This window comes from Desulfohalovibrio reitneri (assembly GCF_000711295.1).
Lineage (GTDB): Bacteria > Desulfobacterota > Desulfovibrionia > Desulfovibrionales > Desulfovibrionaceae > Desulfohalovibrio > Desulfohalovibrio reitneri.
The window spans coordinates 788036-814545 of record NZ_JOMJ01000003.1; the positions used below are offsets into that span (position 1 = coordinate 788036).

Annotated in this window: 23 protein-coding genes; 16 read left to right on the forward strand and 7 right to left on the reverse strand. The window is 63.1% G+C overall.

Features of this window, described 5'->3' with window-relative positions; all coding sequences use genetic code 11:
* Positions 1–14: 14 nt before the first annotated feature.
* Entirely contained in the window at positions 15–1052 is a 1038-nt protein-coding gene (locus N911_RS0104240; RefSeq protein ID WP_051693904.1) for a glycosyltransferase family 9 protein, read from the reverse strand.
* 2 nt (positions 1053–1054) lie between these two features.
* Entirely contained in the window at positions 1055–1537 is a 483-nt protein-coding gene (locus tag N911_RS0104245) for a hypothetical protein (RefSeq protein WP_029894662.1), read from the reverse strand.
* A gap of 89 nt (positions 1538–1626) precedes the next feature.
* Here N911_RS0104245 and uvrB point away from each other — a divergent pair, with 89 nt between their 5' ends.
* From uvrB to N911_RS0104270, 5 genes are all read left to right on the forward strand, one after another.
* On the forward strand, positions 1627–3630 hold the full coding sequence (gene uvrB, locus N911_RS0104250; protein WP_029894664.1) for an excinuclease ABC subunit UvrB: 2004 nt from the start codon (positions 1627–1629) through the stop codon (positions 3628–3630).
* Between the two features lie 91 nt (positions 3631–3721).
* A complete protein-coding gene (locus N911_RS0104255) occupies positions 3722–4681 on the forward strand; it encodes a potassium channel family protein (RefSeq protein WP_341860307.1) in 960 nt (319 codons plus the stop codon).
* 8 nt (positions 4682–4689) lie between these two features.
* Positions 4690–7035 (forward strand): NAD-dependent DNA ligase LigA, encoded by a 2346-nt coding sequence (ligA, locus tag N911_RS0104260; protein WP_081859043.1) that lies wholly within the window; start codon positions 4690–4692, stop codon positions 7033–7035.
* Between the two features lie 8 nt (positions 7036–7043).
* Positions 7044–7820: a 4-hydroxy-tetrahydrodipicolinate reductase gene (dapB, locus tag N911_RS0104265; protein WP_029894670.1), complete on the forward strand. Its 777-nt coding sequence runs from the start codon at positions 7044–7046 to the stop codon at positions 7818–7820.
* Between the two features lie 145 nt (positions 7821–7965).
* Positions 7966–9789, forward strand: a complete 1824-nt coding sequence (locus N911_RS0104270; protein ID WP_051693907.1) for a methyl-accepting chemotaxis protein — start codon at positions 7966–7968, stop codon at positions 9787–9789.
* Positions 9790–9877: 88 nt separating this feature from the next.
* On the opposite strand, the gene N911_RS0104275 is transcribed toward N911_RS0104270, so the two are convergent.
* From N911_RS0104275 to N911_RS0104290, 4 genes are read right to left on the reverse strand one after another with little or no spacing between them, the layout of a single operon-like run.
* Complete coding sequence (locus N911_RS0104275) at positions 9878–12175, reverse strand: hybrid sensor histidine kinase/response regulator (RefSeq protein ID WP_081859044.1); 2298 nt, start codon at positions 12173–12175, stop codon at positions 9878–9880.
* A 59-nt stretch (positions 12176–12234) separates the two neighbouring features.
* Entirely contained in the window at positions 12235–13662 is a 1428-nt protein-coding gene (locus N911_RS0104280; protein ID WP_029894675.1) for an RtcB family protein, read from the reverse strand.
* Between the two features lie 12 nt (positions 13663–13674).
* Positions 13675–14106: an ACT domain-containing protein gene (locus tag N911_RS0104285; protein ID WP_029894677.1), complete on the reverse strand. Its 432-nt coding sequence runs from the start codon at positions 14104–14106 to the stop codon at positions 13675–13677.
* A gap of 15 nt (positions 14107–14121) precedes the next feature.
* Entirely contained in the window at positions 14122–15429 is a 1308-nt protein-coding gene (locus N911_RS0104290) for a phenylacetate--CoA ligase family protein (protein ID WP_029894679.1), read from the reverse strand.
* Positions 15430–15483: 54 nt separating this feature from the next.
* Here N911_RS0104290 and N911_RS0104295 point away from each other — a divergent pair, with 54 nt between their 5' ends.
* The 5 genes from N911_RS0104295 to pgl are packed head-to-tail and all read left to right on the forward strand — an operon-like array spanning position 15484 to position 20420.
* Positions 15484–16425 (forward strand): DUF3047 domain-containing protein, encoded by a 942-nt coding sequence (locus N911_RS0104295; protein ID WP_138774330.1) that lies wholly within the window; start codon positions 15484–15486, stop codon positions 16423–16425.
* 42 nt (positions 16426–16467) lie between these two features.
* Positions 16468–17241 (forward strand): DUF547 domain-containing protein, encoded by a 774-nt coding sequence (locus N911_RS0104300; RefSeq protein WP_029894683.1) that lies wholly within the window; start codon positions 16468–16470, stop codon positions 17239–17241.
* Positions 17238–18143: a phosphogluconate dehydrogenase (NAD(+)-dependent, decarboxylating) gene (gene gnd, locus N911_RS0104305; protein WP_029894685.1), complete on the forward strand. Its 906-nt coding sequence runs from the start codon at positions 17238–17240 to the stop codon at positions 18141–18143. Before N911_RS0104300 ends, gnd begins: the two co-directional genes overlap by 4 nt.
* 7 nt (positions 18144–18150) lie before the next feature.
* Entirely contained in the window at positions 18151–19716 is a 1566-nt protein-coding gene (gene zwf / locus N911_RS0104310; RefSeq protein ID WP_081859045.1) for a glucose-6-phosphate dehydrogenase, read from the forward strand.
* Positions 19713–20420, forward strand: coding sequence for a 6-phosphogluconolactonase (gene pgl, locus N911_RS0104315; RefSeq protein WP_035104330.1), 708 nt, complete (start codon positions 19713–19715; stop codon positions 20418–20420). The genes zwf and pgl overlap by 4 nt, the downstream gene beginning before the upstream one ends.
* 12 nt (positions 20421–20432) lie before the next feature.
* Here the strand turns inward: pgl and serB are convergent, their stop codons facing one another.
* Positions 20433–21647, reverse strand: coding sequence for a phosphoserine phosphatase SerB (gene serB / locus N911_RS0104320; RefSeq protein ID WP_029894713.1), 1215 nt, complete (start codon positions 21645–21647; stop codon positions 20433–20435).
* 185 nt (positions 21648–21832) lie between these two features.
* On the opposite strand from serB, the gene rsfS reads away from it, so the two are divergent.
* From rsfS to N911_RS0104350, 6 genes are read left to right on the forward strand one after another with little or no spacing between them, the layout of a single operon-like run.
* Positions 21833–22219, forward strand: coding sequence for a ribosome silencing factor (rsfS, locus tag N911_RS0104325; protein ID WP_029894715.1), 387 nt, complete (start codon positions 21833–21835; stop codon positions 22217–22219).
* Entirely contained in the window at positions 22206–23753 is a 1548-nt protein-coding gene (gene gpmI / locus N911_RS0104330; protein ID WP_029894717.1) for a 2,3-bisphosphoglycerate-independent phosphoglycerate mutase, read from the forward strand. Before rsfS ends, gpmI begins: the two co-directional genes overlap by 14 nt.
* The gene (locus tag N911_RS0104335; RefSeq protein WP_029894719.1) at positions 23746–23988 is read left to right on the forward strand and encodes a hypothetical protein; all 243 of its coding nucleotides are present in this window, start codon (positions 23746–23748) and stop codon (positions 23986–23988) included. The genes gpmI and N911_RS0104335 overlap by 8 nt, the downstream gene beginning before the upstream one ends.
* Entirely contained in the window at positions 23988–24974 is a 987-nt protein-coding gene (locus N911_RS16620) for a glycosyltransferase family 4 protein (RefSeq protein ID WP_035104333.1), read from the forward strand. The genes N911_RS0104335 and N911_RS16620 overlap by 1 nt, the downstream gene beginning before the upstream one ends.
* Positions 24975–25739: an HpcH/HpaI aldolase family protein gene (locus N911_RS0104345; protein ID WP_051693911.1), complete on the forward strand. Its 765-nt coding sequence runs from the start codon at positions 24975–24977 to the stop codon at positions 25737–25739.
* Entirely contained in the window at positions 25739–26509 is a 771-nt protein-coding gene (locus N911_RS0104350; protein WP_029894725.1) for a 3-deoxy-manno-octulosonate cytidylyltransferase, read from the forward strand. Before N911_RS0104345 ends, N911_RS0104350 begins: the two co-directional genes overlap by 1 nt.
* Position 26510: the final 1 nt, after the last annotated feature.

Sequence of the window (26510 nt, forward strand, 5' to 3'; positions counted from 1 at the left end):
GGATGAGCAACCCGCTAGATACGGCCCAGGAGCGCGTCGGCCACGATCTCCGGGTCCAAATCGCGCAGGCAGGCGATGTGCCCCTCCGGGCAGACGTTCTCGTTGCAGGGGCGGCAGGGCAGGGGTGAGGCGATGGTCTGGTGTTCCTCCGAGGGGAAAGACCAGGCGTCGGACGTGGAGCCGTGCACCACCAGGGACGGCGTGTTCACGGCCACGGCCATGTGGCGTGGGGCGGAACAGGTGCCCACGTGCAGCCGCGCGCTTTGGATGACCGCGGCCATCTCCCGCAGGTTCAGCACGCGGCCCGGCACGATGAGATTTTCCGGGTGGGCCACGCCTTCGGTAATGGGCCGCACCGCTTCCTCCTCACCCGGGCCGTGTAGCAACACGAAACGGACGTCGGGCCGTTTCTCCGCGACCATGTCCACCATGCTGGCGAAGTGTTCGGCGGGCCATCGGCGGGTTTCCCTGCGGTGGGTGGGGTCGAGGGTGATGACGGCGTGTTCTTCCGTGAGCCCGTGCTGCTGGTGGAAGTGACCGGCCCAGGCCCGCTCCAGCGGAAGCAGGTGAATCCTGGGCCTCTCCCCTTCCCATACGAGACCCAGGGGCTTGAGCACGCTGGCCTTGGCCATGGCCGCGTAGCCCGGGTCCATGCAGGCGGAGTGGGTGTAGAGGCTCTTGGTGTACCACGGCGGGGAGTAGCTTAAACGCACCTTGGCTGCGGAAAAGGCCACCACCCAGCGAATGCGGGGCAGTTGCTGGAAGTCCACCACCAGGTCGTAGTTCTGCCGGGCCACTTTCCAGGAGAAGGCCAATTCCTTGCCGAAGTGGGAGAGCGCCTTCTTGTCCAGTTCCCAGATGGCGTCGATGTCCGGGTTGTTTTCAAGGACCGGGGAGCATTTCTTTTCGGTGAGGAAATGGATTGTCCCCTCCGGCCAGCGTTTCTTGAGCATGCGCACGGCCGGAGTGGACAACAGCACATCCCCGATCTGCCGCAATTGGCAGACCAGGATGCGCGGTTTATCTGGAAGGCGTGGCGGCCTCGGAGGCACGGCTACTCCTGGGCTTCGGCGATGGGCTCGTGCTGCGAAAGATCGTAAAGCCCGTGCAGGGGCACGTCCAGCGTGTAGCTGGGGATCTTCTCGAAGCGGATGAGGCCGATGTCCTTGCCCTCGGGCACGTCGCTCAGGGCGGTCAGGCCCAAGGGAATGGGGAAGGTCAGGGGTTGCGCGGTGATGCTTTTCAGCTTGTCGGCGTATACCTCGGCGAGGTATGCAACCACGCGGTCCCGCTCGAACGGGGTGAAGCTCTCCATGTACACCTTGCGGGAGCCGGACGGCTCGGTGCGGCCCTGTTCGATGGGTGCGCCCAGCAGGCGTTCCCACATGGCTTCCTTTTCCTCGGTGGCGTCCCATTCCGGGCGGAAGAGATGGACCTCAACGTCCTTGCGCCCCTTGAAGCTTTTGATGACCATGGAAACAGTGAAACCCCGGTCGATTTCCGGGGGAAAATCATGTTCAATGACGTCGATCTCCATGCTACCCTCCTTTTCGGCTCAATGCGGTCGTGTGGCGGATTCCTTTGCATAATCCGGCGCGACTGAAAAGAGCAACCTTTGGACGAACCATGAGCCAGCGATTCAAACTCGTCAGCGACTACACACCAACGGGCGACCAGCCGGAGGCCATCCAGAGCCTGGTGGGCGGAGTGGAATCCGGAGCCACGGACCAGGTTCTGCTGGGCGTGACAGGCTCCGGCAAGACCTTCACCATGGCCAATGTCGTGGCCCAGACCAACCGGCCAACCCTGGTCATGGCTCCCAACAAGACCCTGGCCGCGCAGCTCTACAACGAGTTCCGGGCGCTGTTCCCGGAGAACGCGGTGGAGTACTTCGTCAGTTACTACGACTACTACCAGCCCGAAGCCTACCTGCCGCACTCTGACACCTTCATCGAGAAGGATTCCCAGATCAACGACGACATTGACAAGCTGCGCCACGCCGCCACGCACGCCCTGCTCACCAGGCGGGACGTGCTCATAGTGGCCTCGGTGTCCTGCATCTACGGCCTTGGCTCGCCGGAGTACTACTCGCGGATGGTGGTGCCCATCGAGGCCGGGCAGCAGCTCTCCCGCGACCGGCTCATCCACAGGCTGCTTGAAATCCACTACGAGCGCAACGACTACGACTTCACACGCGGCACCTTCCGGGTGCGCGGCGACGTGCTGGAAATCATTCCCGCCTACACCAGGGAGCGCTCCCTGCGTGTGGAATTCTTCGGCGACGAGGTGGACGAGGTTTTCGAGACCGATCCCCTGACCGGGGAGGTGGTCTCTCGTCTGGGCAAGACGGTCATCTTCCCCGCCTCGCACTATGTCTCGGACCGGGGCAACCTCAACCGGGCCATGGACGACATCCGCGATGAACTGGGCGAGCGCATCCGGTATTTCCACAAGGAGAACAAGCTTATCGAGGCCCAGCGTATCGAGCAGCGCACCAATCTCGACCTGGAGATGATCGAGGAGCTGGGCTACTGCAACGGCATCGAGAACTATTCCCGCCACCTGGACGGGCGTCCGCCAGGCTCGCCGCCCTCCACCCTGCTGGACTACTTCCCCGAGGATTTCCTGCTGTTCCTGGATGAATCGCACATCACCGTCTCCCAGGTGGGGGGCATGTACAACGGCGACATCTCCCGCAAGCGGACGCTGGTGGACTTCGGTTTCAGGCTGCCCTCGGCCTTGGACAACCGCCCCCTCAGCTTCGACGAATTCACCCACCGCACCAACCAGGTGGTATACGTCTCTGCCACGCCCGGCCCTTACGAGCGGGAGAAATCCGGGGAACGGGTTGTGGAACAGATCATCCGGCCCACCGGACTGGTGGACCCCGAGGTCGACGTGCGGCCCACCAAGGGACAGATGGACGACCTCATGGCCGAGTGCAAGGAGCGGGTCAAGCGGGACGAACGTGTGCTCGTCACCACCCTGACCAAGCGCATGGCCGAGGATCTGACCGAGTACCTGACTTCCATGGGGGTCAAGGCGCGCTACCTGCACTCGGACATCGACACTCTGGAACGCATGTCCATCATTTCCGCTCTGCGGCGAGGGGAATTCGACGTGCTGGTGGGCATCAACCTCCTGCGCGAGGGGCTGGACATCCCCGAAGTCAGCCTGGTTGCCATTCTGGATGCGGACAAGGAGGGCTTTCTGCGTTCCACCCGTTCCCTCATCCAGACCTTCGGCCGGGCCGCCCGCAACGTGGGCGGCCATGTCCTGCTATACGCCGACAAGATTACCGAATCCATGCGGACCGCTGTTCTGGAAACGGAGCGACGCCGAGCCAAACAGCTGGAATACAACGAAGAAAACGGCATTACTCCCCAGACCATCCGCAAGAACCTGGAAAACGTCCTGGAAAACCTGTACCCCGGCGGAGAAGAAGAGCGGCTGGCCAAGGTCGCGGAGGAAGCCTCGGAATACGGGGGGGACCCCAAGGCCATCGCCAAGCGGGTGCGGAAGTTGGAACGCGACATGCGGCAAGCGGCCAAGGATCTTGAGTTCGAGCGCGCCGCGGGTCTGCGGGACGAAATAGCCCGCCTCAAGGACATCCTGCTGGAAGTGGAGTGACATGGGGAAATCCCTCTCCGCGCGCGTAGTCGCCTTCAGGACCCGGTACGGTCCACTGTGGCCTTTGATAATGGGTTTTCTGGGGCTGGCGATGGTTTTTTCCGCCGGAGTGGCCATGTATATGTGGGTCGAGGGGTGGAATCTCCTCGATTCCTTTTACATGGTGGTCGTCACCCTCTCCACGGTTGGCTACATGGAGGTCAACCCCCTGTCTCCGCAAGGCAGATTGCTGACCTCCTTTCTCATCCTGGGCGGGGTGGGCAGCTTCGCCTACATCCTCAGCACGTTTACTCAAATCCTGGTGGAAGGCCGACTGCAGAGCCTTCTGGCCAAGCGGAGACTGCTGCACATGATCGAAGGCCAGCGGAACCATTTCATCGTTTGCGGCTACGGCCGCATTGGCAGCGTAGTGGTCGAGCAGATCAGGCGCGAGGGGCATCCGGTGGTGGTCATCGAGCGGGACGAGGCCATCGTCGAGCGGCTTCGTGGGGAGGGCATCCTGCACATCAAGGGCGACGCCACCTCGGACGAAGTGCTGGAGCAAGCCGGACTGTACCGGGCCAGGTCGCTCATCACGGCGCTTACCCAGGAGGCGGCTAACGTTTACGTCACCCTCACCGCGCGTCAACTGGCCCCGAACCTCAACATCATCGCCCGGGCGGACAATGCCACCCACATTCCCAGACTGGAGCGGGCCGGAGCCAACCGTGTGGTCATGCCCCACGTCATAGGCGGGCTGCGCATGGCCCAGACCGTGCTCCGCCCCTCCGTGACCAACCTGCTTGAGCAGTCCATGGGCGGCAACATGGAGTTGGTCATGGAGGAGCACAGGGTGGCGCCATCTTCCGAACTGGCGGGGAAGAACCTGATCCAATCCAATATCCGCCCGCGCTTCAACGCAATCATCATTGGTATCAAGAAGCCGGACGGCCAGATGTTGTTCAATCCCGGACCGGAAACAGTCATTAACCAGGACGACACCCTCATCACCGTGGGCAGCAACGAGCACATGGTCGAGCTGCGCAAGCTCTGCACCGGTGAAATCAGTTAGAAGGAACCATGGCCCCCAAAACGACCCAAGACCAGCACCAACGCGCGGAGTGGCTACGGCGCGAGTTGGAACGCCACAACCATCTCTATTACGTCCTGGACGAGCCGGAGATAACGGACGCGGAGTACGACGCGCTCTTTCGCGAATTGCAGGACCTGGAACGACGTTTCCCGGAGCTGGACGATCCCAATTCGCCTACCAGGCGTGTGGGCGCGGCTCCTCTGGATTCCCTGGAGCACTATCGCCACGCCCTGCGCATGTACTCCCTGGACAACGCCATGACCATCGGGGAATGGGAGGATTTCGCGGCCAGGGTCCCACGCTTTCTCAAGGAAGAGCTAACCCGGCGAGCCATAGAGGAAGCCGGAGCGGACCGTTTGGAGGATAAACGGCGAGAGAAGCTGCGGCGGGGTCTTCGCGAGGCGGTTGAACGCTGTCTGGATGCGGCTTCGGCGGCGGAGGCGAGGCGCGTTTTCGCTGAGGGCTTCCGCTTGGCCTTGCGGGAGGCCGGAGGAGGGGGGGGGCTGCTTGGCGGAGAGGCCGGCGGCGCCGTGCTGGGCGCCCTGCGCGACGAGACCCTGGAGCGCATGCCGGACGTGCTGGGCGAGTTCTGGATCGACCCAAAGCTGGACGGCCTGGCCGTGGAGGTCATTTACCGCGACGGCGGCTTGGAGCGGGCCGCGACGCGCGGCGATGGAGTGACGGGCGAGGATGTCACGGTGAACATGCGCACCGTGTCCAACTTGCCGCTGAACCTGCGCGGCGAGGATGTCCCGCCGCTGCTGGAAGTGCGCGGCGAGGTCATCATGTCCAAGGCGGACTTCCTTGATCTCAACGCCAGGCAGGAGGAACGCGGGGAGAAAATTTTCGCCAATCCGCGCAACGCGGCGGCGGGGTCCGTCCGCCAGTTGGATTCCAAAGTCACCGCCCGCCGTCCGTTGCGATTTATGGGGTATGGCGTTGGCAGGGTGGAGTGGCCGGATGGCGGCCAACGCTGGACGACACAGGCTGAGGTTATGAAGGGCATTGAGGCGCTTGGCTTCGCGGTGCCGCCCCAGGCTGGATTGTGCGAGAAACCCGGCGAAGTGGCCGGGCGGTTTGAGGCATTGGGCCGCGAGCGTGAGGAGATGCCGTACGAAATCGACGGCTTGGTGGCCAAGCTCAACGCCCGGGATCTGCAGGCGGTGGTGGGCTTCACCTCCCGCGCTCCTCGCTGGGCCCTTGCCTTGAAGTTTCCCGCCCATCAGGCGGAAACCGTGCTGCGCGACATCGAGGTGCAGGTGGGCCGAACCGGCGTTTTGACGCCCGTGGCCAAGCTGGACCCGGTGGAGGTGGGCGGCGTGACAGTTTCCTCGGCCACCCTGCACAACAGGCCCTACATCCGGGAGAAGGACCTGCGCCTGGACGATCACGTCCTCATTCAGCGCGCAGGGGACGTCATTCCGGAGGTGTTGCGGGCGTTGACAGACAAGCGCACCGGGGAAGAGCGGGAATATGAATTTCCCTCCGAATGCCCCTCCTGCGGGCAGGAAGTTGTGGAAGAGGCGGACAAGGAGGGCGAGGTCAAAATCGTCCGCTGTGTGAATATCGCTTGCCCGGCCATGCGGCTTCAACGGATCATTCACTTTGTCTCCAAGGCTGGTTTGGACATCGAGGGGGTGGGCCGCAAATGGATCGAGACGCTCGTTGAGCGGGGCATGATCGAAAGTCCGGCTGACCTGTTCCATCTTCGCGAGTCCGATTTGCTGGAACTGGACCGCATGGGGCCGAAGCTGGCCGAGAACTTCGTCACCGGCATCGAGCAGGCCCGCCGCGAGGCCACGTTGTCCGGACTGCTACGGGCCCTGGGTATCCGCCACGTGGGCGCGGAGGTGGCTCGGCTACTGGCGGAAAAATTCAAGGACCTGGACACGTTGGCCAAGGCATCCGAAAAGGATATCGAGTCCATTCAGGGTGTGGGACAGGAAATCGCCCTGTCCGTCACCGAGTTTTTCGCCAACGAGCGTAACCAGCGGCTCCTGGAGCGGTTTCGGGAGATTGGCCTGTGGCCCAGTGCGGAGGAGGGGGCATCTCCCGGCGAGCCCGGGCCGTTGCTCGGCAAAAAGGTGTTGTTCACCGGCTCCCTGAGCGGACTCACCCGCTCTCAGGCCGAGGCCACGGCCAGAGAGGCCGGGGCCCAGGTGGCCTCAAGCGTCTCCAAGAGCCTGGACTACCTGGTAGCTGGCGAAAAGCCCGGCTCCAAGCTGGACAAGGCGCGATCGCTCGGCGTGGAGGTCATAGACCTTGCCACCTTCCAAAGCCTCTGCCATGAAGGGTCCGGGCGTTCGTCCGAGAAAGCCCCCGAAGACACCTAGGAGGAGAAATGAGCATCCCCGTCATCATTCACGGCGCGGCAGGCCGCATGGGGCAGACCCTGGTCAATCTGGCGCTTCACGATCCGGGCCTTGCATTGGCCGGGGTCGTTGACCGGCACACGGATTCGGAGAAGCTCACCGCCCTCGATTGTCCTGTCGCCGGGGAGGTGGGGGAGCTTTCGCCGCCTTCGGGCGCGGTGGTAGTGGACTTCTCCGCCCCCGAAGCAACCATGCACTTGGCTGAATCCCTGGCCGGGACCGGTCTCGCTGCGGTTGTGGGCACCACCGGGCTGAGCGATGAGCAGTCGGCCCGACTGCGGACCATCGCTCGCGACGTGCCTATTTTCTGGGCCCCGAACATGAGCGTGGGCGTCAATGTGCTCTTGCAGGTCCTGCCCGACCTCGTGCGAAAGCTGGGCGAGGACTATGACCTGGAGATCACCGAAATCCATCACAACAAGAAGGCGGACGCTCCCTCCGGCACGGCCATCAAACTGGCCGACTGCCTGGCCCGGGCAAGGGGGTGGACCGTGAGCGAGCAGGGCGCCTTCTGCCGCCAGGGCATCATCGGACCGCGCCCCAAGAAAGAGTTGGGCGTCATGACCGTGCGCGGCGGCGACGTGGTGGGGGACCACACCGTGTATTTCCTCGGCCCAGGCGAACGCATCGAGATCACCCACCGGGCCCATTCCCGTGAGACCTTCGCCCAGGGCGCCCTGCGGGCCGCAAAGTGGCTCAGCGGCAAACAGCCAGGCCAACTTTACAGCATGCCCGACATGTTCTAGCCAGTTCGATATTGATGGCTGCTCTCAAGCCGCGCCCGCCAATCGGTGGGCGCGGCTTTTTTCTCGCCGAGCGGCTTTCCGACCTCCTTGGTCTGGTGTTATGAGCAAGGTAGCGCTGGAAGGCATTGAAAGAGGGGGAAAGCGCATGAAAAGCCGACTCAGTTTCAAGGTTCTGCTGCTTGTGGCCGCATCCCTGGCGGTGCTCGCCGGAGTGGTCATCTTCACGTTGACCGCCAACCTGAATCGTTTCGCGGAGAGCCAGGTTCAAGAGGACGCGGACTTTATCTTCTCCCGAGCCAGGGAAAAATTGAGCGATCAGGTGCAGTTGGCCTATTCTCTTGTGGAGGAGTTCCACCGGCGGGCCCAAGCTGGAGAGATGTCCGAAGATCAGGCCAAACAAGCCGCTCTGGACATGATTGCCGCCATGCGGCTGGAGGATGGCAACTACCTCTGGGTCAACGACATGCACCCCCGCATGATCATGCATCCCATAAAACCCTCGCTCGACGGCCAGGACCTCAGCGGGTTCGAGGACCCCGAGGGCAAGAAGCTCTTTGTGGAGATGGTCGAGGCAGTGCGCGACGGCGGCAGCGGGTTCGTGGAATACATGTGGCCCAAGCCGGACCAGGAAAAGAATTTCTCCAAGCTTTCCCACGTTAAACGATTCCAGCCATGGGGATGGGTAGTGGGCATGGGGGCCTATGTGGACGAGCTTGAAGGCGTTGTGGCCAGCAAGCGGACCGCCTTCCGGGACAAGCTTTCCGAGCTGTCGCATCAGACAGCCATGGAGGCCGGCCTCATCGGCCTGGTTGTGCTGGCGGCCATATTCCTGGCCTTGCGGCGCATGCTGACCAGTCCGCTTAGCAGGCTGGTGGAATACGCGGGCCGTGTTTCCAAGGGTGATCTTGAAGCCGAACCTCGGGGGGCCTTCAAGGATGAAATGCTGGTGCTCATGGAGTCCATCCGCTCCATGGTGGGCAAGCTGCGGGAAAGCCTGCACGAGGCCGAGGAGGAGAAGCACAAGGCGGATGCCGAAGCGGAACGGGCCGTAAGCTGCATGAATGACGCCGAAGCGGCCAGAAGCGAGGCCGAACAAGCTCGCAAGGATGGCATGGCGAAGGCCGCCGACCTCATGGAAGAGGCTGTGGATCAGCTCTCACGGGAAACGTCCGACCTGTCCCGTTTGGCTGCCGAAGCGGCGCGGGGAGCTTCCAGGCAAAGCGACCGCAGCAAGGAAACGGCCACAGCCATGGAGGAGATGAACGCCACCGTGCTGGAAGTGGCCCGGAACGCCTCACAGGCCGCGGAAAACTCCGAGAAGACGCGAGTCAAAGCCGACGAGGGGCGGGATGTCGTGGAGGAGGCCATGGAAGCCATATCCACTGTGCAGAACCAGACCCGGGAGCTTGCCGGGCACATGGAGCGCCTGGGTGAGCGCGCCGAGGGCATCGGTCGAATTATCACCGTTATTGAGGACATCGCGGACCAGACCAACCTGCTGGCGCTCAACGCGGCCATCGAGGCCGCTCGCGCGGGCGATGCGGGGCGCGGCTTCGCAGTGGTGGCCGACGAGGTGCGCAAATTGGCGGAGAAGACAATGGGCGCCACCAAGGAGGTCTCCGAGGCAATCCAGGGGATTCAGGAAGTGACCCGAACCAGCCTCGACGTTACGGAGCAGGCGGGGCGGTCAGTTGAGCGTAGCACGGAACAGGCCAGGAATTCCGGCGATGCCTTGCGGGAGATAGTGGCTTACGCGGAGGAGACCGCCTCCCAAGTCAGCTCCATCGCCACGGCCAGCGAGGAACAGTCCGCCGCCAGCGAGGAGATCAATCAGGCCACCGAGGAGGTGGATCGCATATCCGGTGAAACGGCCCAGAGCATGGCCCGGGCCGAAGAAGTCGCGGGAAGGCTCTCGGAGCTGAGCGGCAGGTTGAGCCAGGCTGTCGAACGCCTCCGCCAGGAGCCGTAGACGCGAACAGGCGGTTCGAAAGAGGGCCAATGTGAAAAAAACCGTCAAGTCTCGGCTTGGCGGGTTTTTTTTATTGGAGAAAAGGGCATTAGGATTTTTCTTCCGCCAAGTACTCCCGCATGAAGTTGAGCAGGTTGTCCATATCCCGCTCCAGCGTGGCGAGGTTGTCGGTCACGGCCCGCCGGTCATGTTCCCTCGCCGCGAGATCCAGCCGTTTGGCGCTTTCTCCAACGGACATGGCTCCCAGTGTGGTGGCCGCGCCCTTGAGGGAGTGGGCGAGGTAGCTGAGGCGGTTGAAGTCCTCCCGTTCGGCGGCTTCCCGGATTTCCTCAAGCCGGGCAGGTTCCTCCCGCTGGAAGACGTCGAACATGCGCCGCAGGAATCCCGCGCGGGAGCGCCGCATCCGTTCCAGCCATTCCCGGTCCATGACCTCTTCAGTCCCATGATCCCCGGAGTCGACCTCCTCCCGACTCGGAGCGTCCTCGCCCCTGCCACGCAAGACCCTGGACATGGTCGCCAGGACCTCGCCAAGGTTCATGGGCTTGGAGACGTAATCGTCCATTCCGGATTCCAGAAAACGCTGCCTGTCGCCTCGCAAGGCGTGCGCGGTCATGGCGATGATGGGAATGTGTGGATTGCGGACGCCCTGTTCACCGCCACGAATGCGCCGGGTGACTTCCATGCCGTCGATGTCCGGGAGCTGGATGTCCATGAGGACCAGGTCGTAGTCGGCCCGGGCCAGATGGCTGAGTGCGGTGCGGCCGTTGTTGACCGGCACCACGCGGTGTCCTTCCTGGCTGAGGATTTCCCCGGCGTACATCTGGTTCACCGGATTGTCCTCCACCAGCAGGATGCGCTGCTTGCGCATGCTGCCGTGTTCCGCCTCCCCTCCGGTCGCCGCGGCTTTGCCCCCAGTCCGTTCGCCTGAAATGCGGAAGTTGGCGGTAAAACGGAACTCGCTCCCCTTGCCTTCCTCGGAGCGGACGGAGATGTCTCCACCCATGAGTCGCACGAGCTGTCTTGAAATGGACAATCCAAGGCCGGAGCCGAGGGAGCGACGTTCACCGGAGCCGACCTGGGTGAAGTTTTCGAAAATTTGCTCGCGCTCCTGCTCGGACATGCCGATGCCGGTGTCGCGCACGGAAAAGCGCAGACAGACAGGATCCCCAGGTGATTCCGGTGTCTGGTCAACGACTTCCGCCAACGAGACGGTCAGAATGATCTCCCCCTGGTCGGTGAATTTGACTGCGTTGGAGAGGAGATTGTTTATTACTTGGCGCAGACGGACCGGGTCGCCTTCAAGCTTGCGGGGCACCCATCCCTCCACCAGGCTTTTCATGGCAAGCCCTTTCTTGTGGGACAGGTTGCGGAAAATCTGGATGGAGCTTTCCAGGGTCTTGAACAGGTCGAAGGGGCGTTCGTCCAGTTCCAGCCTTCCCGCCTCGATGCGGGAGAAGTCCAGGATGTCGTTGAGTATGGAGAGGAGGGAGTTGGCCGACTGGTGGACCATCTCCAGGTAATCGCGTTGCTGTGGGGAGAGATCGGTGGCCAACACCAGTTCGGTCATGCCGATTACGCCGGTCATGGGAGTGCGAACCTCGTGGCTCATCTTGGCCAGAAACTCGCTTTTGGCGCGGTTGGCCGCCTCCGCCTCCTCCTTGGCCCGGGCCAGTTCCATCTCCATGCGCTTGCGCTCGGTGATGTCGCGAAGGGAGGAAAGGGTGGCCGTGTCTCCGTCCCACTCGATCTCCACCACACGCATTTCCACGACTTTGGGGCCCTGACGGGTGAATACGTCGATCTCGGTTGATTCTCCCGCCACCACGGGAAAACCGAAGTGCTGCCCCACCAGTTCGTCCGCCGGCATGTCGAAAATCGCCATAGCGGCGGGGTTGACGAATAGAATCCGTCCGGAAGCATCCATGATGAGGATGCCGTCGGCGTTGTTGGCGATGATCTTTTCCACCCAGTGATTGCCGGCGGGTGGCAGGGTGGGGCGGGAGCGCTGCCGGGTATCGACGGAGTCGAGGGTGGAGCGCACGGCTTCCAGCAGTTCCGGGCCGTATTCGTCGCGCTTGAGGAGCGCATGGCCACTGCCGTGCTCGGCCGCGAGTTCCCGAAGCCGCACGTTTTCCTCGAAGAGCAGGGGGACCACACCGATGCCGGTGGGATTGGACAACACACGGCGCATCATGCGGCTGGCGGCTTCTTCGTCCTCGGGCAGTCCCAGCAGGATGAGGTCGTACTGGGGGGCCTTGTCGGCAAGCGTCCCCTCGAGACTGTCGAAATGGCGCAACTGGATGTCCGGGATCCCGGCCAGTCCCCGCATGACGGCTTCCGCCGCTTTCGGGGAGTCCTCGATGAGCATGATCGTCTTGTCCGGCATGGGCATTTCCAAGGAATAGGCAGGGTTCTACCCTCGGGAAAGGAATTTGGCAACGACGATCAGCCCTTGATACAGGCCAGTGGCCGGAGGCGCGCCACCACTCGGGCCAGCCCGCCCCCTTCCGAGGAGCGGGCCACGGCATCCACGTCCTTGTAGGCCTCAGGGGCTTCCTCGGCCAGCCCGGACATGGATCCGCTGCGAACGACCACGCCCAGAGATTTGAGTTCACCCAGCAGCTTTTTCCCCTTGTACCGCTTTTTGGCCTGGCTGCGGGAAAGCGAGCGACCGGCTCCGTGACAGGCGGAATGGAAAGCGGGATTGCCCAACATTCCGGCCAGAATGTAGGACCCAGTTCCCATGCTGCCTCCAACCGGTACGGGTTGGCCCCAGGTGCGAAGGGAAGAGGGCAGGTCGGGGTGCCCTGGGGGCAGCGCGCGGGTGGCCCCCTTGCGGTGCACCAGGAGGGAGCGCGGAGAGCCGCCGAGTTCGTGGTTTTCCCACAGGCAGAGGTTGTGGCTGACGTCGAAAAGCAGGGGCATGCGGCTTACGGGCAGCAAGTCGGCCAGGATATTCCGCGCCCGGGCGCATATGACCTGCCGGTTGGCCAAGGCGAAGTTGGCCGCCGAGGCCATGGCGGCCAGGTAGTCGTTGGCTGCGGGGGAGCCGAGCGGGGCCGCGGCGAGGTTTTTGCCGTACGAGGCAAGCCCGTGGCGTGACGCCTCGGCCTCCATGCGGGCCATGGAGTCCGAGGCTATCTGGTGGCCGAAACCGCGCGAGCCGCAGTGGATGGAGACGGCCGTCATTCCCCGGCGCAAATCGAAGCCCGAGGCGGTTTCGGAATCACCCGGCGATTCGACCTCCTGGACTTCCAGGTAGTGGTTGCCGGAACCAAGTGAACCCAGTTGTCCCTGGAGCCGCCGCAGGGCGGAAGTGGAAACGGTGGTGGGATCGGCCCCGGGCAGGCGTCCGCCGTGTTCGATGCGCTCCAGGTCCGCAGGCTCGCCGTATCCCGCGTTCACCGCCCAGACCGCGCCTCCCAGGAGCATGTCCAGGGTCTCGTCCTCATTCAGGTCGAGCCCCCTGGAGGAGGAGCCGGTGCCAGAGGGGATGTTGCGAAAGAGAGCGTCGGCCACGCTGTCCAGCTTTGGGCGCACCGCACTGGCCGGACAATCCAGCAGGAATGTGCGGACCCCGCAAGCGATGTCGAAGCCCACGGCTCCGGCGGAAACGAGGCCAGTCTTGGGATGAAAGGCGGCCACGCCGCCGATGGGGAAGCCGAAGCCCTGGTGGGCGTCGGGCATTGCGTGGACGCGGCCAACCACGCCGGGGAGGGAAGCCGCGGCAGCCAGTTGGTCGAGGGTGATGTCGTCGAGGTGGCGCACTAACTCAGGGGCCATGTGCACCACCCCTTCGACGCGCATGCCCCCTGTGCGCGGCAAGAGCCAGGCGAAGTCGTTCAGCCGCTCGAGTCGCGCCAGGGCGGACATGGCCAGGTTCTCCTACATGCCGTAGAGGGTTTCCCCCGGTATGATGCGGACACCGTTTTTCTCCAGGGTCTGCAGGGCCTGGTCGGTGCGGTCGAAGCGGAAGATGATGACGGCGTGCTGGCCGCTCTGCTGCACGAAGGCGTACATGTATTCCACGTTGACGTCCTCGTTATCCAGCATTTCCAGGAGTTTGTGCAGGCCGCCCGGAGTGTCCGGCACTTCCACGGCCACCACGGAGGTCCGTCCCACGGTGAAGCCCTTGTCCTTGAGGGCGTTCTTGGCCTTCTCGAAATCGGAGACTATGAGGCGCAGGATGCCGAAATCCGAGGTATCGGCCAGGGAGAGGGCGCGGATGTTGATCTTCGCGTCGCTCAGGACCTTGGTGACTTCGGCCAGGCGGCCGGCGCGGTTTTCCAGAAAGACGGAGAGTTGATCGACCTTCATTGTCGTCCTCGCTTGTTAGGCCGTGTTGATGCGACGGTCCAGGATGCGCTTGGCCTTGCCCTGGCTGCGTTCGATGCTGCGGGGCTCGACCAGCTTCACCTTGGCGGAGACGCCGAGGAAATCCTTGATGTTGCGCTGGATTTCCCCTTCGCGCCGCTGGAGGTTCTTGATCTCGTCGGAGAAGAGTTCCTCGTCCACTTCCACCTCGATGGTCAGAGTGTCCATGCTGCCCGCGCGGTCCACGATGAGCTGATAGTGGGGCGTCAGGCCATGGGTTTCAAGGAGCAGGGACTCGATCTGGGAGGGGAACACGTTGACGCCACGGATGATGAGCATGTCGTCGCTGCGGCCCATGATGCGCTTCATGCGCGTGAAGGTTCGGCCACAGCGGCAGGGCTCGGGAATCAGGGATGTCAGATCGCGGGTACGGTAGCGAACGAGGGGGATGGCTTCCTTGGTCAGGGTGGTGATGACCAGCTCGCCGGTTTCCCCCATGGGCAGTTGTTCGCCGGAGACTGGATCGATTATCTCCAGCAGGAAGTGGTCCTCCTGCATGTGCAGGCCAGCCTGGGCCTCGGCGCATTCCATGCCCACGCCCGGCCCCATGACTTCGGAGAGCCCGTAGATGTCCAGGGCTTTGATGTCCAGCTTGCGCTCGATGTCATGGCGCATTTCCTCGGTCCAGGGCTCGGCGCCGAAGATTCCCGCCCGGAGGGGCAACTCGGCCAGGTTTATTCCGATATCCAGAGCGGTTTCGTACAGATGCAGCACGTAGGATGGGGTGCAGCAGATGAAGTCGGCTCCGAAATCCCGCAGCAACATGGCTTGGCGCTTGGTGCCTCCGCCGGAAACCGGTACGGTGGTGGCGCCCAGCCGTTCGCAGCCGTAGTGCGCGCCCAGGCCGCCGGTGAAGAGGCCGTAGCCGTAACCGTTGTGGATGACGTCCTTGGGGGTGGCCCCGGCCATGGCCAGGCAACGGGCCATGAGTTCGGCCCAGGTGTCGATGTCGCGCTGGGTATAGCCGACCACGGTGGCCTTGCCCGTGGTGCCGGAAGAGGCGTGTACGCGAACCACGTTTTCCCTTGGCACGGCGAACATGCCAAAGGGGTAATGGTTGCGAAGATCCTGCTTCTCGGTGAACGGAAGCAGGTTGAGCTGGGAAAGGCTGCTCACATCGTCGGGCTTGACCCCGGCCTCGTCGAACTGTTTCCGGTAAAAGGGAACGTTGGCGTAGACGCGGGCGAGCTGGTTCTTGAGGCGGGAAAGTTGCAGCGCCTCGAGTTCCTCCCTGGGCATCGTCTCCTTCTTGACGTCGAACAACATAGCGGCTCCTTGGCGGGATGAAAAAGGGCAAGCTGCATGCCCGAATTCATTTAAGTGCCCGAAGTCGCCGGTCTACGTCAAGAATGCCTCCCGGTTCTTCTTGCCAACGTCCCTTTGCCGTGGGATAGGGGAGGCTCCCGCAACGCCAAACCCTTTCCTCAAGATATCAGAACCATGCGCAAGACCTTCTTTTTTCTTGTTTTTCTTTGCCTAGTTTCGCCGGTTTCCGCGTCCGGGGATGCCTCGTCCATCCGTATTGACTTCGACAACCTCGACGGGTTCGAGCATATCGAGTTTCCCAATAACGAGCCCACGGTTTTCGAGATCGTGGAGAAGGACGACGGTTCGGTGCTTCGGATGGCGGCCAACGCCACCATGTCCGGCATGCTCTACGACAAGACGATCGACATTTACGAGACACCCTACATGACTTGGCGCTGGAAAGTGAGCAACGTCTACGAAAAGGGCGACATCACGGAGAAGGATACGGACGACAGCCCGTTGCGGATCTTTCTCCTGTTTGACACCGGTCCGGATTTCGAGAGCTTTTTCGCCCGCATGAAGTACAATGTTTTCAAGACGTTTTATGGCGACGCCGCTCCGCGCAGTTCCCTGATTTACATGTGGGGCAGTCAAGAGCGCGACGGCCGCATCATCGAGGATTGGGAGTCCAATCTCATCAACCTGGTTCTGCAGCAACAGGGCAGCGGGAACGTTGGCAAATGGATGGTTGAACGCGCCAACCTTCTGGAGGATTACCGCCAAGCCTTCGGCATGGAACCTTCCCATACCGCCCGCCTCATGGTCAGCGCCGATTCCGACGACACGGAGGAAGAGGCCGTATCCTGCGTCGATTTCATCGAGTTTTCCGCCGCTCCCTTGCCTTCGGCCAATGGGGAAGGCATAGAATCAGGTATGAAGTCCCCGGATGAACCGGGGAAGGATACCAGCCAAGCCGCCAACGCCAGTCTGGCCAACGCGGCTTCGTCCGAGTAACGCGGCTGCCCCGGCCGTCTCCTCGGACGAAGGGGAGACGACATGGCGGAGCAAACGCGGGCATTCAGTATCCTTGTTCTGACGTGTTGCCTGCTCTGTCTTCCGCTGTCCGCGGAAGGCGGCGTGGATAATTCGTTGTACGCGGACCTCCTGGCCGAGCACGTCACGGCCGACGGCTTGGTGGACTACCAGGGATTGCGGGCGGATCAGGCGAAGCTCGCGAACTATTTGGATGTTCTCGCGAGGACCGAACCGGACGTCTTGCCCAGGTTGGAACGTAAAGCGTTTTTCATCAACACATATAACGCCTGGACCCTCAAGCTCATCCTCGACCACTGGCCGGTGGACTCCATCAAGGACATCGGCGGCTGGTTCGGAAGCCCTTGGGATATCGAATTCATCCCCTTGGACGAGAATCAAGTCTCCCTGGATCACATCGAGCACGACATCCTGCGTCCCGAATTCAATGACCCGCGCATCCACTTCGCGGTCAACTGCGCCTCCATGGGCTGTCCCAAGCTCATGGACGAACCGTTTTCCGCGGGCAGGCTTGATGAACAACTTGATCGACGCACCTGGGCCACCATCAACGATCCCGACTATGTACGACTGGAAGGAGGCACGCTGTATGTCAGCGAAATATTCGACTGGTTCCAGGAGGACTGGGGCGGCGAGGATGAGGTAGCGCTCTTTGTGAAACGCTTCGCGGACAAGGGGTTGGCTTCCCGCATCGGGGCCGTGGGGAATGATCTGGAGTTGAAGTACATCGACTACGACTGGTCACTCAACGATGCCCGCAAGGGAGGCACTAAATGAAGCTGGCAATGATCGGACTTGGCCGCATGGGCTACAACATGGCCGCGCGGCTGGCCAGGGGAGGACACGAGGTGGTGGCGTACAACCGGACTTTCGAAAAGGCCAGGGAACTGGCCGATGCGGAGAAGGGCGTCACGCCGGTCGAAACGCTTGAAGATACGGTGGCGGAACTCGATACGCCCCGAGTCATCTGGATGATGCTCCCTGCTGGCGAAGTGGTGGACGAGAACGTGGACGCGCTGCTCCCCATGCTGTCCAAAGGCGACCTGCTCGTGGACGGGGGCAACTCCTGGTACAAGGACGCCCCGCTCAGAGCCGCCCAGGCGGGTGAACGGGGGGTCGGCTTCATGGACGTGGGCACCAGCGGTGGCGTCTGGGGGCTGACAGAAGGGTACTGCCTTATGGCCGGTGGGACACGGGACGATTTCAGACTGCTGGAACCGGCACTGCGGGTCCTGGCCCCAGAGCGCGGCTACATCCATTGCGGCGGCCCGGGAGCGGGACATTTCGTGAAGATGGTCCACAACGGCATCGAGTACGGCATGATGCAGGCCTACGCGGAAGGATTCGCCATCATGGAGGACTCGGAATACGCAGCGGGCATCGACTACTCAACCCTTTCGGAAACCTGGAACCACGGCAGCGTCATTCGTTCCTGGCTTCTGGAACTGGCCAGGGATGCCTTTCGCGAGGACCCGGGGCTGGATTCCATCAAGGGGTGGGTCGAGGACTCAGGCGAAGGCCGGTGGACAGTGCAGCAGGCCGTGGAGAGCGGCACCCCGGCTCCGGTCATTACCCTTTCGCTCATGGAGCGTTTCCGTTCCCGCCGGGAAAACGCCTTTGCCGATCGGGTGCTGGCCGCCTTGCGCCACGCCTTCGGCGGGCACGCCGTGAAAAGGTAGGTGAACCATGCCCAAAAAGGATACGGGGATACCCGACAAGCCTTCCGCCTTCATCGAGGGCGAGGCCCAGGGCGGCGTGGAGACCGGCCAATGTCTGCTGGAGCGCGTTACCGAGCCCTGCTGCATCGTCATCTTCGGCGCCACGGGCGACCTGACCTCGCGCAAGCTCTTTCCGGCCCTGCACCATCTCTTCGTCAGCGGCGGGCTGCCTGAGCGGTTCGCCGTGGTTGGCGCCTCCCGCAGCGAGTTGGACCACGACGCCTTCCGCGAGAAGATGCGGGAAGCCGCGGCCAATGGCGGTGGCCAGCCCGGCCACTGGGAAGCCATGGCCAGGCACGTGTTCTACCAATCAATCGATTACTCCAAGCCTGAATCTTTTGATCGGCTGGCGGTGTTTCTCGGCGAACTTGACGAGGAAATGGGGCTTGCCGGCAACCGGGTGTTCTATTTGGCCGTGCCTCCCACGGCGTACAAGGTGATTTCCAGCCGGTTGGGCGGAGCCGGCATGACCCGGGAGCGTTCGCCCGATGAGGGGTACTCCCGGTTGGTGGTGGAGAAGCCCTTCGGTCATGACCTGGACTCGGCCATGGCCTTGGACGCCGCACTCCACGAGAGTTTCGAGGAACATCAGATTTACCGCATCGACCACTATCTGGCCAAGGAGACGGTGCAGAATGTGGCCCTGCTGCGATTCGCCAACTCCATCTTCGAGCCCATATGGAACCGCCGTTACATTCAGTCGGTGCGCATCACGGCTGCCGAAAGCCTGGGCGTGGGGCACCGGGCTGGCTACTACGACCATGCCGGCGTGCTGCGGGACATGTTCCAGAACCACATGATGCAGTTGCTGTCCCTGTGCGCCATGGAGCCGCCGTCCATTTTCGAGGGAGAGCGGGTTCGCGACGAAAAGACCAAGGTGTACGGCGCGTTGCAGCCCATGAATCTGGACCGGCTTGAGAATCGGCTCGTGTTGGGGCAGTATTCTTCCGGAGTGGTGGAAGGCGAGAAGGTCGCTTCCTACATCGACGAACCAGGCGTGGCCGAGGACTCCCGCACCCCGACCTACGCCGCCATGAAGGTCCACTTGGACAACTGGCGCTGGCAAGGAGTTCCGTTCTATCTCATTTCCGGTAAGAGGCTGGCTGAGAAGCGCACAGAGATCGCGGTGCAGTTCAAGGAAGTGCCCTGTTCCATGTTCCGCCACATTCTCGGCGAACATATCACGACCAACCGCCTTACCCTTGGCATCCAACCGCGCGAGGAAATCAGCCTGACCTTCCAAACCAAGGCGCCGGGACCCAAGGTGTGCCTGCGCAGCGTGCTTATGCACTTCGACTATTACCAGGGGCATCAGGGCCCGGTGCTGGACGCCTACGAGAAGGTTCTGCTGGACGTGATGATGGGCGACCACACGCTTTTTTGGCGGCAGGACGGGGTCAACCTCTGCTGGAGTTTCCTCACGCCGATACTCGATGCCTGCGGCGAGAGGAACATGCTGTATCTTTACCGCGCGGGATCCTGGGGGCCCCAGGAAGCCTCACGCGTCATACCGGAAGACATGGAGTTGCGATGACCGCCAATCTGAAGACGTACGACAATCGGGAGGACTTCGTATTCGCCGCGGTGCAGGCCATGCATACGGCATGTGCCGGGGCTGTCGGGCAGCGAGGGATATTCACTGTGGCCGTGCCAGGAGGCACTACCCCGAAGCCGCTTTTCGAGGCGTTGGCCCAGAGTCCGGGGGAGATGGACTGGGAGAGAACGCACGTGTTCTTTACGGATGAGCGCTGCGTGGACCCGGCCGACAGCCGAAGCAATTATTTCAACGCGGATTCTCTTTGCCTTTCGCGGGTGGGCGTGTCTGAATACAACGTCCACCGCATCCCCGGCGAGAAGGGGGCGGGCGAGGCGGTCAGAGAGGCTGAAGCCGACACCAGGGCTTTTTTCGGAGGAGACGGGATGCCCGCTTTGGACTTGGTGGTTCTGGGGATGGGGCCTGACGGCCACGTGGCCTCGCTGTTCCCCGGCAGTCAGGCGCTTGAGGCGGACGGTTCGCTCTACGTGGCCGAGGAGGAGCCCGGCCGTGATCCCCGTGTGCCCCGGGTTTCCATGAGCATGCCCTTCATTCTGGCCGCCCGGAAGGTTGTGGTGCTGGTTCGGCGCAAGGGCAAGGAGAAGATGGTGGACGCCGTCATGCGCGGCGAGCTGGACCGGAGCGTGCCCGCCGCCAGGGTGGCCCCGTCCGCCACCGTGGAGTGGCTGGTGCGGGCCGACTAGAAAAAGCGTTCGTCAGGAGAGGGTTTCCCGCTCCCGCATGCCGATGAGGTAGAGGATGGAGTCCAGGCCCAGGGTGGAAATGGCCTGCCTGGCTCCCTCTTTCACCTTGGGTTTGGCGTGGAAGGCGATGCCCAGGCCCGCCAGGTTGAGCATGGGCAGGTCGTTGGCACCGTCGCCCACGGCGATGACCTGTTGCAGGCTGATGTCCTCGCTCTCGGCGATGCCCCGCAGAAGCTCCGCCTTGCGCTCGGCGTCCACGATGGGGCCGTTGACCTCGCCAGTGACTTTGCCGTCAGCCACTTCCAACTCGTTGGCGTGCAGATAGTCGATGCCCAGCCGCTCCTGCAGCCTGCGGCCGAAGTAGGTGAAGCCGCCGGAGATGATGGCGATCTTGTAGCCGAACCGCTTGAGATTGGTGATGAGCCGCTCGGCTCCCTCGGTCAGGGGAATGCGCTCCGCCACCCGCTCCAACGCCTCTTCATTCAGGCCGCGCAGAAGCCGCAGGCGGCTGCGCAGGCTTTCCTGGAAGTCAAGTTCCCCGCGCATGGCCGACTCGGTGATGGCGGCCACCTGATCACCCACTCCAGCCTCGGCGGCCAGTTCGTCGATGACTTCTGCCTGGATGAGGGTGGAGTCCATGTCGAAGGCAACCAGTCGGCGGTTGCGACGGAATACGTTGTCCTCCTGCAGGGCGATGTCCACGCCCATTTCGTGGGAGATGCGCAAAAACTCCGTGCGCAGCTCTTCCAGATTCCTGGGTTCGCCCTGGGCGAAGAACTCGATGCAGGCGGGTCGGCCGTTTTCCGACGGGTCCAGGGGCTGGCGGGAGGAAAGCCGGGTAATGACCTCGATGTTCAGTCCGCTCTGTTCCATCGCCCGCGACACGGCGGCCACCTGGGCAGAGTCAACCCGCCGTCCAAGCAGGGTGACGATGTGGCGCATGCGGTCCTCCAGGGCGGCCCATTTCTGATAATCCCCGGCGCTGATCGGAATGCATTTGAGCTTGATGCCAAGCTCATGGGCGAGAAAGAGCATGTCCTTGATGAGGGCCGCGGCGTCAGCTTCCGGGTGCAGCCTTACCAGGATGCCCAGGGAAAGCATGTCGTGGATGACCGCCTGTCCCATGTCCAGGATGTCGGCCCCGTGGGGGGCCATGGCCTCGGTCAAGCGGGCGGTCAGGCCCGGCCTGTCCTCTCCGGAAATCTGGATGAGAATCAGTTCATTCATGGCGATGCGGGGGTGAAGGGAAACGGAGGTAGTTGTTTCATACTTTGGCCCGGCAGTAAACGCCGCCTCTTCCGGAGGGAAAAGCGGCCGAAAGTCACCGGCGCATTGCGACCGGCCACGCTTTGCATTATGGTTTCTCGTTGCGGCGGGTTTTGAACCGCCAATCCATTGCAGACAAGGTGCCAATGAGCAAACGCAAAGAGATTCGAGACCACTGGGACCCCGAGGACAAGGCGCGGGAAGTCTCGTCTTGGCTGAATGAAAAGAAGGCCTCCGACGTAATGGCCGTGGATGTCCGAGGCAGCTGCCCCATCACCGAGTTCCTGGTGTTGTGCACCGCGCAAGGACCCAGACACGCCAAGGGCATTGCCTCCCATGTCATCGACAAGGCGGGGGAGAGCGATATGAACCTGCTGGGCGTGGAAGGGCAGCGGGAAGCCCAGTGGATTCTGGTGGACCTTAACGACGTGCTGGTGCACATCTTCCTGCCAGACCAGCGGCAGCTCTACGACCTGGAAGGGCTGTGGTCCGAGGGAAAGCGGTTGGAGCTGGAGACCGATGCCGCGGAATGACCCCCTTCTGCTGCTGATCCTGGACGGCTGGGGCGTGGCCCCGGAAGGCGAGGGCAACGCCGTTCTCCGGGCGGCCACTCCGACACTGGACTCCCTGCAGCAAAGCTACCCCGGAACCACCCTGGCCTGTTCCGGTCGGGCCGTGGGCCTGCCGGAAGGATTCATGGGCAACTCCGAGGTGGGGCACATGAATATCGGCGCAGGCCGCGTGGTCTACCAGGACATGACCCGCATCGACCTGGCCATCGAGGACGGCTCCATCAAGGAGAACGAGGTCCTGGCCGGAGCCATGAACGCCGCCAGGGAATCCGGCGGCAGGCTCCACCTCATGGGACTCGTTTCCGACGGCGGCGTACACAGCCATCTGCGTCACCTCTTCGCCCTGCTGGCAATGGCCAAGGAGCGCGGAGTGGAGGTTGTCCTGCACGCCTTTCTGGACGGCCGCGACACCGCTCCCACCAGCGGTGCCGGCTTTCTTGAGGATACGCTCGCCGAAATGAGGCGGCTGGGCGCGGGGCGTATAGCCACGGTCAGCGGCCGCTACTACGCCATGGATCGAGATACCCGTTTCGACCGCACCAAGCAGGCGTATGACGCGCTGGTTATGGGCCGCGGGCATGAGATCGGGGATCCCGTGGCGGCGGTTTGGCAGGCCTATGAGGAAGGCGAGAACGATGAATTCGTCAAGCCTCGGGTGGTGGTTGAGAACGGCCGCCCGGTGGCCCGCCTTAAAGACGGCGATAGCTTGGTATTCTTCAACTTCCGCGCCGACCGCGCCCGGCAGATCAGCCGGGCCATCTTTGACGACGGATTCGACGAGTTCGAACGGGAGGGGCGGCCCGCCCTCTCCAGCTTCGTGACCATGACCCGCTACGACAAAAGCTTTCCCATGCCTGTGGCGTTTCCGCCGCAGTCCATTGAGCATACCCTTGGGCAGACCGTTTCCGAGGCCGGGCTGAAGCAACTCCGCATCGCCGAGACCGAAAAGTACGCCCACGTCACGTTCTTCCTCAATTGCGGGCGGGAGGACTCCTTCCCGGGCGAGGAACGAATTCTGGTGCCGTCGCCCAGGGAGGTCAGCACCTACGACCAAAAGCCGGAGATGAGTGCCGCTGAAGTCACCGACCAGCTTCTGGAGAATTGGCGCGCGTTCGACCTCATGGTCTGCAATCTGGCCAACCTCGATATGGTTGGCCACACCGGATTCATGGACGCGGTCATCCAGGCCTGCCAGGCGGTGGACGAGTGCGTGGGCCGCATCGTCAAGGAGTTCCTGGACGGCGGCGGCCGCATTCTGCTGACGGCGGACCACGGCAACTCCGAGGAAATGCTCGATCCGGGCGGCTCCACCCAGACGGCCCATTCCACCAATCCGGTTCCCCTGGTCTACATCGCCGCCGACGCGGAGGAGGTTGCGCTGGCCCCCAAGGGCCGCCTGTGCGACATCGCGCCCACCATCCTGCATCTTCTCGGCGTGGAGCAGCCCGAAGATATGAGCGGAAAAAACCTCATCACCCGAGAGCCCAATGGCTGAAAACGAAAAGCCCCTCACACCGGTCCACCCCAGCGGGCTGGAACTCGTCTATCTCTATGCCTGTCCCAACTGCGGCCGGGAGGTCCCTCTCATCGCCCCCACCCAGCCCTCCATGGCCAGGTGCGACGCCTGCTCCACCCGGTTTCCCATCGTCCCTGTGGACGACAAGAGCGTGCGCTACATCAAAACAATGACCGCGAGCGGCAAGGCGGGGATCGATCCCGACTTCCTCTGATGCACCGGGTCGTCTTTCTCACCCAGTCCGGCGACACTCTGCCTTCCGTGCGCTTTCGGGTGCTGCCCCTGCTGGAAGCCGCCAGGGATGCCGGTGTGGAGGCCGAGCGTCGATCGATTCCCGGCTCGCTCGCCAAGCGTCTGCCGTTTCTTCTTTCTTTGCCCCAAGGGGCTACGGTGGTTTTGCAGAAGAAGCTGCTCAACCCGCTTGATCTGGCCCTTTTGCGGCGCGGGGCGGGCAGGTTGGTCTACGATTTCGACGACGCGGTTTGGACCTGCCACCCCAACACTCCGGCCGGGTCCCGGCGCACGCGCAAGGAGCTCGCGCAGACCGCGCGATTCCGGGCCGTATGCCGGGCCGTGGATCTGGTGGTGGCGGGCAACCGTTTCCTGGCCCAAAAGGCCGGCCCGTTCGCCAAGCGGGTGGAGGTTCTGCCCACGCCGCTGGACACCTCCGCCTACACCCCAGGCCTGGAGCGGGACGAGGCGGTAACGGTTGGGTGGATGGGAACCTCCTGCAATCTCTTCTTTCTGCCGGAAATCATGCCGCTTCTGCGTGGCATGGGGCTGGACAGGCTGGTGGTTTCGGACGCCCCCTATACCGGCCCGGGAGAGGAGGGCGTGCGGTTCGAGCCGTGGAGCGGCGAGCGCGAGGTCGATCTGCTGCGGCAGATGGACGTGGGGCTTATGCCGCTGACCGATGACGAGTACACCCGTGGCAAGTGCGGTTTCAAGCTGTTGCAGTACATGGCTTGCGGCGTGGTGCCCGTGGCCTCGGACGTCGGCTTCAACCGCGAAGTGATCCGTCATGGCGAAACCGGTTTTCTCGTGCGTCGCCCGGAGGAGTGGCGGGAGCACGTGCAGACCCTGGCGGAATCGCCCGATTTGCGGCACAAAATGGCCCGGGCGGCGCGGCGCGACGTGGTGGAGCGGTTCGACCTGCGCCCGGCCGCTGAACGTTTTCTGGACTGGATGAAGGAGGGCTAGGTGAACGACCTCAAGCAGACCCTGCGCTCGGGCGGCGCGGCCCTGGGCTCCTGGATCACCCTGGCGCACCCGGCCGTGGCCGAGATCATGGCCCGGTCCGGGTTTTCCTGGCTGGCCGTGGACCTGGAACACAGTTCCATAACCCTGGGCGAGGCGGAGCGGCTCATACGCACCATCGACCTGTGCGGCGCTTCCCCCATGGTGCGGCTGTCCAGCAACGACCCGGTGCAGATCAAGCGGGTCATGGACGCCGGGGCCCACGGCCTGATCGTGCCCATGGTCAACACGCCGGACGAGGCCCGGGCGGCGGCCTCGGCCATGCACTATCCCCCGCGCGGCACGCGTGGCGTTGGGTTGTACCGCGCGCAGGCATACGGCGTTTCTTTTCCCGAGTACAAGCAGGCCCTGGCCGAGCGGGGCGTCCTCATCGTGCAGGTGGAGCATATCGAGGCGGTGCGCAATCTGGAAGCCATCCTGGCTGTCGACGACGTGGACGGCTTCATCGTCGGCCCCTACGACCTGTCCGCTTCTCTGGGGCATCCGGGCGAGTTTGAACACCCCGACGTCCTGGCCGCCCTTCGCCGCATCGAGGAGGTGGGCATGGCCTCGGACAAGGCTCCGGGCATCCACATCATCGAACCCCGGCCTGAAGAGCTTTCCTCACGGATGGAGCAAGGCTACCGTTTCGTGGCCTATTCCCTGGACATAAGAATGCTGGACGCGGCCTCGCGCGGCGGGGTGGCGGCCTTTTCGGAGACGAACTGATGGGCAAGACGATAGCCATTATTCCGGCCCGCATGGGGTCATCCCGCTTTCCGGGCAAGCCCCTGGCGGACATCCACGGCGTGCCCATGGTGGGGCACGTGGCCTTTCGCACCCGCATGTGCGAGTTGCTGGACGAGACCCTGGTGGCCACCTGCGACCAGGAGATATACGACTACTGCCTTTCGGTGGGACTCAAACCCATCATGACCGCGGACACCCACGAGCGCTGCACCGACCGTACGTCCGAGGCCATGCTGGCCTACGAGGCGGAAATAGGCGAGCAAGTGGAGACCGTGGTCATGGTGCAGGGCGACGAGCCCATGGTCACACCGGAGATGATCACCCAGTCCTTGCTGCCTTTGCGCGAGGACCAGGATCTGCAGGTGGTCAACCTCATGGCGGACATGGCCACGGTGGAGGAGTTCGAAGATCCCAACGAGGTAAAAGTGGTGGTGGACCTGACCGGGGATGCCCTCTACTTCTCCCGCGAGCCCGTTCCCTCCCGCAAGAAGGGCGCGGGCGAGGTGCCCATGCGCAAGCAGGTCTGCATCATCCCCTTCCGCCGGGATTTCCTGCTGCGTTTCAACGAGATGGACGAGACCCCGCTGGAGCGCATCGAGTCCGTGGACATGATGCGCATCCTGGAGAACGGCGGCCGGGTGCGCATGGTGCATACCGACGCCAAGAGCCTGAGCGTGGACACCCAGGCTGATCTGGAGCGGGTGCGGGAGATGATGCGCGGCGATCCCCTCATGGGGAAGTACGCTTAAC

What these genes read in the sequence shown, in the direction of transcription:
- gpmI (WP_029894717.1), top strand. Translation starts at nt 22,206, where the DNA reads ATGCCGCGGAATGACCCCCTTCTGCTGCTGATCCTGGACGGCTGGGGC.
- gnd (WP_029894685.1), top strand. Translation starts at nt 17,238, where the DNA reads ATGAAGCTGGCAATGATCGGACTTGGCCGCATGGGCTACAACATGGCC.
- N911_RS0104270 (WP_051693907.1), top strand. Translation starts at nt 7,966, where the DNA reads ATGAAAAGCCGACTCAGTTTCAAGGTTCTGCTGCTTGTGGCCGCATCC.
- N911_RS0104350 (WP_029894725.1), top strand. Translation starts at nt 25,739, where the DNA reads ATGGGCAAGACGATAGCCATTATTCCGGCCCGCATGGGGTCATCCCGC.
- rsfS (WP_029894715.1), top strand. Translation starts at nt 21,833, where the DNA reads ATGAGCAAACGCAAAGAGATTCGAGACCACTGGGACCCCGAGGACAAG.
- N911_RS0104255 (WP_341860307.1), top strand. Translation starts at nt 3,722, where the DNA reads ATGGTTTTTTCCGCCGGAGTGGCCATGTATATGTGGGTCGAGGGGTGG.
- N911_RS0104245 (WP_029894662.1), bottom strand. Translation starts at nt 1,537, where the DNA reads ATGGAGATCGACGTCATTGAACATGATTTTCCCCCGGAAATCGACCGG.
- N911_RS0104290 (WP_029894679.1), bottom strand. Translation starts at nt 15,429, where the DNA reads ATGTTGTTCGACGTCAAGAAGGAGACGATGCCCAGGGAGGAACTCGAG.
- N911_RS0104280 (WP_029894675.1), bottom strand. Translation starts at nt 13,662, where the DNA reads ATGTCCGCCCTGGCGCGACTCGAGCGGCTGAACGACTTCGCCTGGCTC.
- zwf (WP_081859045.1), top strand. Translation starts at nt 18,151, where the DNA reads ATGCCCAAAAAGGATACGGGGATACCCGACAAGCCTTCCGCCTTCATC.
- N911_RS0104285 (WP_029894677.1), bottom strand. Translation starts at nt 14,106, where the DNA reads ATGAAGGTCGATCAACTCTCCGTCTTTCTGGAAAACCGCGCCGGCCGC.
- N911_RS16620 (WP_035104333.1), top strand. Translation starts at nt 23,988, where the DNA reads ATGCACCGGGTCGTCTTTCTCACCCAGTCCGGCGACACTCTGCCTTCC.
- N911_RS0104335 (WP_029894719.1), top strand. Translation starts at nt 23,746, where the DNA reads ATGGCTGAAAACGAAAAGCCCCTCACACCGGTCCACCCCAGCGGGCTG.
- dapB (WP_029894670.1), top strand. Translation starts at nt 7,044, where the DNA reads ATGAGCATCCCCGTCATCATTCACGGCGCGGCAGGCCGCATGGGGCAG.
- uvrB (WP_029894664.1), top strand. Translation starts at nt 1,627, where the DNA reads ATGAGCCAGCGATTCAAACTCGTCAGCGACTACACACCAACGGGCGAC.
- N911_RS0104275 (WP_081859044.1), bottom strand. Translation starts at nt 12,175, where the DNA reads ATGCCGGACAAGACGATCATGCTCATCGAGGACTCCCCGAAAGCGGCG.
- ligA (WP_081859043.1), top strand. Translation starts at nt 4,690, where the DNA reads ATGGCCCCCAAAACGACCCAAGACCAGCACCAACGCGCGGAGTGGCTA.
- N911_RS0104300 (WP_029894683.1), top strand. Translation starts at nt 16,468, where the DNA reads ATGGCGGAGCAAACGCGGGCATTCAGTATCCTTGTTCTGACGTGTTGC.
- pgl (WP_035104330.1), top strand. Translation starts at nt 19,713, where the DNA reads ATGACCGCCAATCTGAAGACGTACGACAATCGGGAGGACTTCGTATTC.
- serB (WP_029894713.1), bottom strand. Translation starts at nt 21,647, where the DNA reads ATGAATGAACTGATTCTCATCCAGATTTCCGGAGAGGACAGGCCGGGC.